Raw genomic sequence first — 12,981 nt, forward strand, 5'->3', positions numbered from 1 at the left:
GTATTTACTACAAAATAGTGTAATTGAAATCTCAAATCATGTACATCAACTAGATTTCAATATAAGAAGAAGCCTATAGTATAGGCTTCAAACAATTCATTTATGATATTTTTACTGAATAGCATTAATTACTTTCAACTCTTCCTTATCATTCGCCCATATGAAGTCAGATTGCACTAAATGATCATCGAAAAAATTAGTATTCATTAAGTATGATCTAAATTTTTCGCCTTTTTGGGAATATACGACATTGTAGAATAACATCATTAATTCAAAAGATGAAAGCTGTGCACGTAAAATGCCCCTATACTTTTTCTTCTCTATTTCATTATTTACCACATCTTCAACGAATTTTTCATCCTGTATTAGCTTAATTATCCTATACAAATTCCTATAATAGTGGCCTATAGAATTCTCATTTTCATTATATACAGTTTCATATGCTTTTATTTTTAGATAATTCAGAGGGCTAAGTAAAGTGTCTTGTGTGTAAGTTTGAATAAAATCATTCTGCACACTAGCCTTCATCAATTCTTCAAAATTAGCTTCACGCAATATTTTATTTAAAAATGACTTGTTTTCTTGCAATGAATCAAAGTCTTTTTTTTCCTTTTCTTTTATTTCGAGCCAACGTCCATCTATGTCATTTTTAATATCGTTTATTTTGGTTTCCACATTCTTAATAACATATTGTTTCGATATAAAGTCAAAATCTCTAATTCGACCATTCTCTGCTTTTTTTCTAATTTCATGTATGTAATCCTGTTTCTTATTAAAAATAAATGACTTAAGAAGAAAATCATTCACCACAGTTGTTTTGCTACTCACAAGAATTAATTCTTTTAATTCTAACTCATAAGAGTTTAACACTCCTGACTTATATTCTTCATTCACCCTCTTAAACAATAAAGCTATGGCATCTCTTCCAGTACCCTCTTGATAAGTTATTTCCTTTAGAATATTATGATGCAGATTAATCATATTAAAGAATGTACTGTCAAATTGTTGTTTTCTCATTGTTGCGTTTGTTATCTTATACTCAGCAGTTGTTGCTTTTAGCTCAGCACGTTGTAACCTCAGCTCCTCTTTTTGCATGATAATTGCGGCTGTAACAAAGCTAATACTTGCCAAAGATAATAGACCTACTGTAGTGCCCCCAAAAAAATCTCCAATTGTCCCCAGCTTTCCAAAGCTGTCGACAGTGTATGGTGCTTTAGTGAAATAAATTATAGCGAATGGAACGAAAACAGTAATCACAGCTATTATTGAACCAAACCACATCAAAATATTTTCTTTTTTCAAACCAGATTCCCCTTTTCACCTTATTAGAATCAACAAAAAATCACCCCGCCAGTATGTAGACGATAACGGAGATGGACTGTACTTATTCTATAAGCATTATAAATGAATTGGTATATGTTGTAAATATTCTTTATTCGGACTGAACCACTTTAGCAATTTCTGCCTTGAATGCTTTAGCTACTGTATTCGAATTAATCTGATCATGGTTGACTGTGATTTGTGGTCACGGCAGCGTTAAGTCAGGATAGGGTAGCGGTTTGGCATGTATTGGAGAATTCAAACACTTTAATTGATTATGGAGGGATTGTAGAAGGGTATAGTACACTAGCTGTCAAGATCATGGGCAAGAGGTATTTGAAGAGAAACATTTGAGTTTAGATTAAAAAACGAGGTAGAGCGCCCCAATAGATGAGGCGCTCCTTTTATTAGAATTGATACACTCTGAATTGACCGGTGGAAACCCCGCCAGTAAACACTATTTCTAAACTTGATAAAGGCTGATTGGTTATGAAAGCCCCGTGATTCTCAAATCCAAGTAACGAGTTGTTTCCATTGATAGAATTTGCGCATCCATTGCTAAGAATCTTTTGTGATTTTGAAAAAACAGATAAGGTTACTTCAAAGAAGAAATTTGCATCCGAATGCCGACCGTTTCTTCCGATTAATATCCCTGTTTCGTCCCATGCCGCTTCATTGTCGTTACCAGTCATCAAATAATAACTTTTGTAAGAAGATTTAGCCCCATTTATTCTTAGTAATATTTTGTGATCAGCATTGTTTGCAGCTAGTTCACCGCTTGCAATGATCTTTACATACCCATCTGACACTGCATTGCTAACTGGACAAATTACGTTTGAGGTTCTGTCGAAATCAGCTTGACTTATAATATTCACTGTTTCATCGCTCCTTCATAATTTTTACTCGAAATATTATTCCCAAGCCAGAAAAAATTATGTTGAAACAAAAAAGACCCCGAATGATGTCTGATGTCGGGGCACTTTCTCAGTTAAAGAATACTCTTCAACAAATCCTCATTATTGTTTCGCACATTGCCCACTTCTTTTGGTACCTCGTATGCACGCATCGCAGACGCTTCATATGGCTTGAGCAAGCCAAGTAGTGACTGAACATCATCATTATCTTTTCCAAGCCATTCCGCCTCATCCTCAGGGCGCAAGATGACAGGCATGCGGTTGTGGATGTCTTCCATAAGACTATTGGGTTCAGTAGTAATGATTGTGCATGTGCTCAGTTTGTTCCCGTCCGGATCTGTCCAAGTATCGTACAGGCCGGCAAGCGAGAACAAGCGATCATCCTTCATCAAGATGCGCATGGGCTGCTTTGCAGATCCTTCTTTTTTCCACTCATAAAATCCATTTGTCGGGATTATACAGCGCTTGGAGCTGATCAGACGTTTAAAAGCTGGCTTCTCTGCCAAAGTCTCGGCCCGGGCATTGATCAACTTATTCCCGATCTTGTCATCCTTGGCCCAAACGGGTACCAGTCCCCACCGGAGCGAGCCTAATCGATTACCGTCTTTGCTACCGATTATCGTTGGGATGTACTGCATGGGTGCTGCGTTGTAATTAGGTTTGTAGTCAAAGCCATCAGCTATAAATGCATAGTATCTGTCCATTATTGCGTCCAAGGGATCTGTGATTGTGAATCTACCACACATACAAAGCACCTCCTGTATTGTCCTTACAATATATAATCACACTATAAACTGATCAATCACGGGAATACGCAGCAAGCCGGACTTGGTCCAATTACGCATTTTGACCCTGGCTTGTATCCTTGGTTCCAGGTAAACGTGGTTCTTATCCTCTCCCGTTACAAGCTGCTGACAAACACCACGGAAAGCTTGCTTATGTTTGGGACTCGGGCCATGCTCGATGATTCCTACCGGGCGCATCTTGCCTGACGGATCTGGAACAGCAGCAAGCCACCCGAATTCGGACTTTTTGTATCCTGTGATGAATATATCGGCATATGACCAGTTAATGACCTTCTGCCACTCTCTCGACCGCCTGCTGACGTACTGACTGTCCTTATGCTTGCCAACTACACCTTCCATGCCCATTGCCTCTATCTTGGCGTATAGGGCCTCTCCTGCGCCTTCAATATGCGGAACCACTCCAAAGCTATTAGACGGTAGTTGGAGCCCTTGCAGAATAGCCTTGCGTTCTATAAGAGCGAGCTTACGGAGATCCTGTCCTTTGTAATGCAGGATATCAAATATAGCGAACGTGGCAGGCAATGTCTTAATGAGTTGCTGAACCTTTGAGTGCTGCCGAGTGCTGAACCGGCTCATGACTGCCTCAAAGTCGTTCAGTCCTGTCTCTGGATCGGTGCAAGCGACCTCTCCGTCCAAGATGATGTCAGAGTCAAAGGGCAGTAGTAATTCAGGGTACTGCCGAGTGCAATCATTGTTGTGACGTGTATATAACCGGACGTTGCCGGATTGTTGCGAATATATCAACCGGTGTCCATCGACCTTAGGCTCAAAAATGTATTCCGAATGTGAGAATGGTCCCGGTGACGTTTCAAGTAACATAGGACTAATAAACATAAAAAACACCTCAACCCAATTATAGCGGTTTGCCATAAAGGATTGAGGCGGTAAGTTATGGATCTAAGGAAGCATTATTGAATTTCCTAATTTTATCTCTTTACTAGACTCCACAATCTCTTTTTTATGTGAAAGTAATAAAATAAGTTGAAGCACATTATTAAAAGAATCTGCAAAGACATCAGTTTCTATCCCCTTTGGAATATCACCGAGAGCATGAACAATCTTATTTCTCCACTGGATTAGCTTTAATACAGAATTCAAGTCAATATCCTCTAGGGATTTTTCGTTAATGGTTAAGGGCAGCAAACCAATTACTCTTGCTGTTAGGCCCACTTCTTTACTTAAAAACTGTTTCACTTTTTCATCTGTCATTTTCTTATAGTTTCTCATATAAGCACTCAAGAAACCGTTTAGTACAATTTCAAGAGATATCGTAGATTCGATTACCGCAATTCGGTAATTTTTGTTCTTATATTGTTCCAAAGCATTAACAAAGAAAACTCTCTCCGGAGGTGTTATGTAGTCCGTATTTATTGCAGGCTTTACTTCTTCATACCAGGTCTCATAATTGACATGAGCAGTGCCGATGTTGACACGATTTAATCTTTCATTCTTAGCTATACTTACGTACATAGATTCCAAATTAGGCTTGTATTCAGAATTAGTTAATGGGTTTACAAGTCCCAACTTATAGAAAACATTATGCAAATCTTCTCTTTCATCAAAAGAGACTTCATTGATTGACGTACAAACCCCTTCATTTCGGACCACTCTAGCGACAAGGTTAGTTATATTCAACACTGTTTTCGCAAGTTTCTCTTCATCATTTATGAGTTGTTCTACTTTATCCACTTTTTTATCAATATTACTGATAGAAAATTCTATAGCACTTATGCTCCTTGATCCTTCATTCAGTCCACCAACCTCCTCTGAAGAATAATCCCCAGAAATAAAAGAAACGTTACATGTGTATGATTTAAACTTTATTGTGACAGGCTCTAATCTGAAATTTTCATAATGAAAAATATGTATTTCACAACTAACTTTCCAGTTTATCGACAAAACTATTCCCTCCTCAAAATGATAATGATGTTGATTATTTTAATCAATTCTTTATTTTTGTTGTAAATTTCAATTTTATAGAATTGGCGATCATCTTATCCATGGCTCCGATCGCAGCATCAAGATTAGATCTTTCCAAAGCGTACAAATCGCAATTATGCTCTATTTCGAGTTCTTTGTCACAAGACTCTCCAGGAGGGACGAGACCATAGGTTAGGTGACCTTCTTCATGTAGAAGGATAAATTCTTTTTCTTCATTCGTTAGTGAATTGAAATTATCTCCAACTATTATGTGTAGCGGAAACCGGTACCATGTAGAAGCAGTTTTTAGATGTGATAGCGCACTATGTACAGGAATACCACTTTTAGTTGACGGGTGTCCCAGTAAAATCCCCCCTCAAAACTCATAATGTTTCTATTTTAATATATGACTACTAGTTATGTATATCAATAAAAGGCTCTGCTGATAAACCATCAACAGAGCCTTTCATGCCCATTATAATTCTTCTATTATTCTTTGTGTACAAAACTTTCATTTCACCAATCATCGTGTCATCCAAAACTCACCCTTTCCCTTTGTCTCTGCCATTGAGCCATTTCCTGTGCAAATGAAGCGCGGCCAGCGTCATGAGCTGCAACAATATCTGCTTTACTGGCGTTACCATTGATGTTTATATTAGGGCTGTACACGATGTTCATACCTCCACTAGAAGGTGCCGGAGAGTAACCCATACTTCTGTTTGCAGCATCCAACAATCCTTGTGATTTAGGAGAGTTGTTGTCCGGGATGATCCACTCCGCTGATCTGCCTTCCCCGACCCAAGCAAGCTCAGGTTTGTTGACGTATCCGCCTGTTGCATACCCACCGACCGTTGGGATTTTCGGGATGTCTACCCCGATAGTTCCGCCTCCTAAGAAGTCCGGGATGTCGAAGCTGATCCCGTTGGCCTTCTCAATTACCCAGTTCAGTTTTTCGATTATCCAATTCACTGCGCTGTTGAATGTTCCTTTGATGCTTTCGAATATTCCACCGAACCAACCTGTCAGGCCACTAAACGCCGTTGTAGCCGCATTGTAAGCCTCGTTCCACCGTTCGGAGAACCAAGCACCAATACCACCCGACCAGCCTTGTACAGCGGTCCAGAATCGACCCACCGCAGCTTTAATGGAGTCCCAGTGTGTTACTGCTAGGACGATAGCCGCTACCAACGCACCTATGGAAACTATCACTATGCCAATTGGATTAGCGAGCATAGCTCCATTCAGAGCCCATTGTGCAGCTGAGGCTAAAAGTGTTCCAGCTTTATATGCTTTCATAAGGGCATTAATACTGCCAATTATCTTTAATGCTGTAAATGCTGTTTGCATAGCTGCAATTCCCGCTACGACAGACAGAGCAATACTTTTTACACCTGACCAGTTATTCTTAATCGTTGTGTACAGATCAACAGCCTTTTTGATGATCTTTTGAATATTGTCCTGCATGTTTTGCATCCACGCCTTGCCATCAGTAGACTGGAACCACTTTGCCACTTTGGAAAGAACCGGCAACAACTTTTTACCTAAGGGCTGAATGAAATCCATCTCAACCGAACGTCCGATGGACTGAAACGCCATGCCCAGGGTGTTGAATTTGACATTTTTGACGTTATCCATGGTCTTCCTAGTCTTATCGAATTGGCTACGGGCTTCGCCCATGGCCTTGATCGCTTCATACTCCAAATCCTCGAACTGAGTACTGAACAAGGAGACACCAGCGGCGTTTCTCTTAATTGGGTCCTGGATTTTAGACAATGCTTGGAATATTTTCTGGGTAGCTTTCTTCGCGTTTTCTCCGCCTCCGGCTATGGCCTGTTCGAATTGCTCAGCGTTGAGGTTCAGGAGCTTATAACCTTCATAAGTCGTCTTCGATTGGTCCTTGGTTCGGATGGTCAATTCCTTGATCGCGTCCATTTCTGTTCACATGGTGTGCTAATACCATGCCGCCACTCGGCAGCTGTATGTTTCCATACAGATCAGACTATATCTTCATCCAAGCAATAAAAAAAGAAGGCTTGGATGCCTCCCGTTTCGAGCCGCTTTGCCCTACGTCTTTCGACTAGTCGTTGAAGGTTCTGCCCTCGTTGTATTTCAATAAAAGATCATCCATCGTATCTTTGTCAGTCACATCTTCTCTGAAAAGTTTGTATCCTCTGGTATGACGATACTTGCCTTTTAAGGCATTATATAAGTTGGAATAACTGGTCTTGGAACCGACTCGAACATCAAACCAACTTTTCAAATCAAACCACGAGTCAAACTTATGAATTTCTCCGTTTGATACGTCCACAGCATAAGAAGAGACTGATTTTGCATTTGGATGGATACTGCCTTGTCTGTGATCTTTCATTACAACTGGTTCAATGATTCCGTGTTTGAATTTATGTTCAATCTCAGTTAGGACTCGGTGTTCTGTGACATCTTGGCGAAAAAACATATGACCTTTAAAAGTCTTTCGACCTTTTCCGCCTCGCATGACTGCAAGAACACTGCTACGGTTCAATTTTATACCTCTCTTTTCAAATGAATCTCTTAAATCAAAAAAAGAGTTGAATTTCTCAATTAAACCAGTTGAACACTCCAAGGAATAACATATTACAGCCTTTATAGATGGATTAGCGTTACCTTTTAAGCGTCCTCTATTTGAATTACCGATCTTCTCTTTTGTGTCTATTGACATCTTAGTTCCAAATAGAGGATGGTTTATTCCGCTAACAAGGTGTCCCTTTCCATACTTAGGATTCGATTCCCCGGACCAGCTTCCGCGCTTCTTGTGGGTGACGCTGATTTTCTTCCTCGTCTCCTTTGAGAAAACCGCCCCATTCATTCCTTCGCCCCCCAAAGTCGCGTTATATCCATGCGCATCCTTGTTATGAGCAAAGGTTTTCATTTTTCCAATGAAGTGTTTTTCTCTTTCAGCAGCTTCCGCGAGTGTTTCGACTTGTTCAATTAACTCGGTATAAAATTGGTCTTTCCCATATTTCCTTATAGCTCGGCAGAGATACCTTTCGCTTGATCCACGAGATTGTTTGATATGATCATTGAATCTCGACTCATATCCCTTTGACGTGTATCCCACATATCTTTTGCCGTTCACTTTATTTGTGATTACATAAATATCATACACGGAATAAATCCCCCTCAGGCAGCTTCATGCTGGTTGTCTTCCCAAAACCAATCATACCAAACTTAATTCTTTGATGGTATCTTTTGGAAGGTTTAAGGCTTCCCAGCATAAAGAGAGGTTTAACCTGAGCTATACGATAATCCAACTTGTCGAGCTACTTCGCAAAAAGTGCCCAAAAATAGCATTTCTACTCTACTCCATATTTTATGAAAAGCTTAATCTACCAATGGTTTCACGATTTGATATATGAACTCATGAGCCGAATTAACTCCTCTCCCATGAAAAGTAGGCCCTCGAAAGAGGGCCTATTTTTGTTGTTTATATCACATTATTTAGTTAGTTATATTTTTCGTCAAATTCACTTATTTCTGCTTCTTCTTCAGTCTGCAACCATCCGATCTCCCTCAGCCACATGCCCATATCTGCGATAAACTCATTCACTTTTAAATGTTCAATCTTGTATTTCTGGATCTTTTCACTTAAAAAAGCATAAAACTCATGGCTTAACGCATACCGTTGTTTGCTTTTGCTTAATGCCTTATAACGATCCTCACTGACCACCAGATCAAAATAGATGACATTCTCCTTCTTCACATGCCTGACCGTGGACCTTCTCTCGTATTCCTCAGGAAGACACCTGAAAACAAAGAAGAGTTCAATATCGACTATTTTATATTTGCTTTCTGCTTGATCAAAAACAGACTGCAACTCATCCGAAAGATTGGCAAGCTGCGTTAAACCTGAAGTGTCAGTTGATCTGCCCAGAATCACCACTAAACTCCTCCTTATTCATTTTCAACATTCAGAATGAAACTAAAAAAGGTTGGCTAGTAATGTAATCTCCGTCAACCTTTCCTATGTTCATCCCTCTTGTGCCTTACCCCAACGTAGCAAGACCTTACGAGTTCAGCTCTCGATGTTTTCGATTGGAAAGTCGTAAATTGATCAATGGAATGATGAGTGCAACAACCGGCAAGAGAAGATTTATTGAACCATTCTTAATCATCATGAAGGTAATAATCAGCACGGCGAGCCAAGTCATAATCTCCATCATTTCATATTTGGTTAACGTCAGCTTGAAAGCTTTTTTCGAAATGAAACGAATCAAGAAATAAGCGATCAAGCTATAGAACAGGATCATTCCCAAGATAGCAACTAGGATTATGAGGTACATATCCACCATAAAAATCTCACCCGACCCTTATATCATTTCCTTAATTTTACCATATAAGAGATAAGGTGTCATTACAAATTCCAAACCAGCGCTTCGTCAAGACTGGCAAATTACGCTTACTTCTCTTCAACAACAATCGTTGCATTATAGATCACAACACGTTTCCCATTGAGATCAAATAATACTTTATTGCCGTATTCCGTATCTTCCACGTCAATCTTACCATCATAGGTCTGAATCAATTCACCGTTATTGCTGTACACTTTAACAACCCTCTCCAGGCCACCCGAGTTATTGGACCTCATCGTTTTGAGTGCACGTTCACCCGAAGCGGTATTGAAATACCATATGAAACATCCAACTATGATACCCAAGAAGACCAACACCGTCACCCATATACCTGTCTTTGCTTTTGTACTCATCTTGAACCCCCTCTTATGTTTCCTGTCTCGTACATTACGAGGTTGGAGAGAGAACGGTTTCATACCAAGCCTCCCAAGCTGTTCGTTGACATAACAAAACAGAGGCCTCCGATAGCGAAGACCTCTGTTCTTTATAGAATACATTCTTTATTCTGTATGATCCTTTTACTTACAGTGCACGAATGACAAATTCAAATGTCAGTTCGCCGTCCGAAGGGATCAGGTATTCCGGATGAACTGGAGCACCCCAGCTGTCATCACCACCAACACCCATTTGTTTACCCGCTACAGTCACGACCGTATAGTGTACAGGAGGCAATTCGTACGCATGTTGTGCATTCTCCAGCTCAAATGCCGTATATGGTGAAACATTCAGCTCAACCGGAGTTCCGGATGCTTCAATTTTGAAGCCACGTCCCGCGTTGTCTGTCAATTTGGCCCAACGTACGCCCGTACGGTTGCCTGATTCCTGTGGTACCAGATATGGAGCCATAGTATCAGCTACCTTGCTGCCATGGATACCCAGACGTGCGCCAAATGCGCGGTCTGCATAATTTTCTTCGGGTCCCATCGCAAGCCATTCCACGTTTTCGAAGTCAGGTGATGTTCTGAAGGACAATGCATGAATTGGCAGGTTTGGCAATCCGGCTGTACCTTTGTACGCATTATGCACACGCACGCTTCCATCTGCATGAACGGTATATACCACTTTCACTTGTACATCCTCCGAAATGTTGAGCTTGTACGTGAACTCGATCCGGTATTGATCCGGTTTCTGTTCCGCTTTCCACTCTACAGAACGTGGCATCAGGCTCGCTGCATACCAGGCTCCCAGTTCGAAGCCCATCGCCATACCTTTGTCATTATCCGTCATTGCACGCCAGAAGAGCGGTGCAGGTGGTACAGCAATCGTCTCGCGACCAGACAATTTCAGGGAAACCAGTGTCCCAAACTGTTTGGAGAACAGCGCATGTGTCTTGCCGGCACGAACACCGATGTTAACGTCACCTTCGATAACTTGTACATCACTTACAAGGTTCAAGTCGACTTCAACTGCATCATTTACCTGATCCTGGGTGAAAATAAACTGTCCAAATGCCACTTCTTCGCCTTTGTCAGCCCACATTGTAGCTTCTTTTAACACAAATGCAGTGTTCACAGCGTACTCACCGCCCGCCAGAGCTTCTGCACCCAGCGGAAGTTTCACTATCGTCTCGCTTTGGGCATCCACGTTGACTTCCAATGTTCCACGCAGCACTTCATGTCCATCGCGCTCCAGGCTGTATACCAGTTCCAGCGCAGATGTATCTGCGAACAGATTACCGTTCACGATTTTAACACCTTCACGATCCGGGAACAGCTTGATGTTCTGGTAAAGGAATTTAACCTCCTGCATTTTCGCAGTTACTTTACGGTCAGCATGGACGATACCGTTGCCACAGAACGAATAGTCTGATGGACGATCACCAAAATCTCCGCCATAAGCGAGGAATTCTTTGCCGTAACGATCTTTTTTATAAATGGATTGGTCGATGTAATCCCAGATGAATCCACCTTGATACATCGGATATTTGTCTTCCAACTCCGTATATTTGTGCATACCGCCAATAGAGTTACCCATGGCATGCATGTACTCACAGCTGATATACGGCTTGGTCGGGTTTGCATTCAGGAATTCCTCAATGTCCGCCGGTTTGGCATACATGCGAGTCTCCATATCACTTGTTTCATCGAAACGGCGATCATGGAATACACCTTCATAATGTACCAGACGTGTTGGATCAGCTGATTTGAAGTATTGGGATACCTTGTAGATGACTTCACCACCGTGTGATTCATTACCACAAGACCAGATCAGAATGGACGGATGGTTTTTGTCACGCTCCACCATGGATACAGCGCGGTCCATAACGATATCATGCCATTCCGGTTTGTCACCTGGAATAACCCATGAAGGCTCAACAGCACCAAGTTTCTGCCAAGATCCGTGTGTCTCCAGGTTCATCTCGTCAATAACATACAATCCGTATTCATCACACAACTCATACCAAAGACTTTGGTTTGGATAGTGTGACGTACGTACGGCATTCATGTTGTTCTGTTTGATCGTACGAACATCCCACAGCATGTCTTCCTTCGTAACTGCACGTCCACGACGCGGGTTGAACTCATGGCGGTTCACACCTTTGAATACGATACGTTTACCGTTGATGTGCATCACTTTATCGATCATTTCGAATGTACGGAAACCAACGGCTTGAGGAACTACCTCAACCAGTGCACCCGCAGCATCATATACACGAATATAGAGACGGTACAGGTATGGAATCTCTGCGCTCCACAGGTTCACTGTACCGATATCTTCACGAAGACTTACTTGCCCATCGTTAACTTTGGATTCAAACGTTTTAACGGTATTGCCTTCACGATCACGAAGTTCAGCCTCTACTCGCGCTCCAGCAACCGCTTTTCCTTCCAGTTTCAAATCTAGTTGCAACGTACCGTTGGTATAGGACTTGTCCAGATCTGTGCGAACATGAACATCACGTACGTGTGCAGTCGGGACGGTATACAGATACACATCTCTGAAAATGCCGGAGAAACGCCAGAAATCCTGGTCTTCCAGCCAGCTGCCTGTGCTGCGTTGATACACCTCAACCGCGAGTTTGTTCTCTCCATCCTGAAGGAATGGCGTCAGGTCAAAATCAGATGGCGTGAAGCTGTCCTCCCCGTATCCTACGAATTGTCCATTAAGCCATACATAGAATGCAGACTCTACACCTTGGAAAGAAATATATACCGGATTCGACTCCCAACCTGTCGGCAGGTGGAATGTACGAATGTAACTTCCAACTGGATTTTTATCCTGTGGTAATGCCGGCGGACGAATTTCGTTCAGGCCATCCCAAGGATATTGTGTATTTACATATTGAATCTGTCCGTATCCTTGAAGTTGGATATGCCCCGGAACTTCAATATCATCCCAGCCTTCACTGGAAAAATCGGATGTATAGAAAAACTCAGAACGGCTGTCTGGACGAATCGCATAGTTGAATTTCCACGTACCATTCAGATCATAACGCATGGACATCGCGCCTGAACCTACAGCTTCATCCATTGTTTGGTAATAACGGTGATCGGAATAGGCATGAAGACGGTTCACCTCAAATACACTTACGTCCCCCAACCAGTTGATATCTGCCTTTGTTGCTTTCATCGGCTCTCTCTCCCTTTAAAACGTTATAGTTTGACTTATTCAAGGTTTACGCTGGATTTCCTT

11 protein-coding genes are annotated in these 12,981 nt (G+C 41.6%); all 11 read right to left on the bottom strand.

Translation table 11 applies throughout. From position 1 onward, the window contains the following. Positions 1–111: 111 nt before the first annotated feature. A complete protein-coding gene (locus MHI01_RS07640; protein WP_036670323.1) occupies positions 112–1,302 on the bottom strand; it encodes a putative phage abortive infection protein in 1,191 nt (396 codons plus the stop codon). Between the two features lie 425 nt (positions 1,303–1,727). Then, a complete protein-coding gene (locus MHI01_RS07645; protein ID WP_036670321.1) occupies positions 1,728–2,195 on the bottom strand; it encodes a hypothetical protein in 468 nt (155 codons plus the stop codon). A 113-nt stretch (positions 2,196–2,308) separates the two neighbouring features. Further along, complete coding sequence (locus tag MHI01_RS07650; protein ID WP_036670319.1) at positions 2,309–2,980, bottom strand: SOS response-associated peptidase; 672 nt, start codon at positions 2,978–2,980, stop codon at positions 2,309–2,311. A 36-nt stretch (positions 2,981–3,016) separates the two neighbouring features. Next, on the bottom strand, positions 3,017–3,874 hold the full coding sequence (locus tag MHI01_RS07655) for an ATP-dependent DNA ligase (protein ID WP_036670318.1): 858 nt from the start codon (positions 3,872–3,874) through the stop codon (positions 3,017–3,019). A 63-nt stretch (positions 3,875–3,937) separates the two neighbouring features. After that, the gene (locus tag MHI01_RS07660; protein WP_036670316.1) at positions 3,938–4,939 is read right to left on the bottom strand and encodes a hypothetical protein; all 1,002 of its coding nucleotides are present in this window, start codon (positions 4,937–4,939) and stop codon (positions 3,938–3,940) included. Between the two features lie 552 nt (positions 4,940–5,491). Continuing rightward, positions 5,492–6,892, bottom strand: coding sequence for a hypothetical protein (locus MHI01_RS07665; protein ID WP_340982855.1), 1,401 nt, complete (start codon positions 6,890–6,892; stop codon positions 5,492–5,494). Positions 6,893–7,037: 145 nt separating this feature from the next. After that, a complete protein-coding gene (locus MHI01_RS07670; protein WP_036670312.1) occupies positions 7,038–8,105 on the bottom strand; it encodes a GIY-YIG nuclease family protein in 1,068 nt (355 codons plus the stop codon). A gap of 336 nt (positions 8,106–8,441) precedes the next feature. Continuing rightward, positions 8,442–8,876, bottom strand: coding sequence for a hypothetical protein (locus MHI01_RS07675; RefSeq protein WP_156946106.1), 435 nt, complete (start codon positions 8,874–8,876; stop codon positions 8,442–8,444). Between the two features lie 127 nt (positions 8,877–9,003). Then, the gene (locus MHI01_RS07680) at positions 9,004–9,279 is read right to left on the bottom strand and encodes a hypothetical protein (RefSeq protein WP_340982856.1); all 276 of its coding nucleotides are present in this window, start codon (positions 9,277–9,279) and stop codon (positions 9,004–9,006) included. 116 nt (positions 9,280–9,395) lie between these two features. Beyond that, positions 9,396–9,701, bottom strand: coding sequence for a hypothetical protein (locus tag MHI01_RS07685; protein WP_340982857.1), 306 nt, complete (start codon positions 9,699–9,701; stop codon positions 9,396–9,398). 169 nt (positions 9,702–9,870) lie between these two features. Further along, a complete protein-coding gene (locus MHI01_RS07690) occupies positions 9,871–12,918 on the bottom strand; it encodes a glycoside hydrolase family 2 TIM barrel-domain containing protein (RefSeq protein ID WP_340982858.1) in 3,048 nt (1,015 codons plus the stop codon). Positions 12,919–12,981 lie beyond the last annotated feature (63 nt).

It is taken from the genome of Paenibacillus sp. FSL M7-0656, assembly GCF_038003225.1.
Taxonomy (GTDB): Bacteria; Bacillota; Bacilli; order Paenibacillales; family Paenibacillaceae; genus Paenibacillus; species Paenibacillus amylolyticus.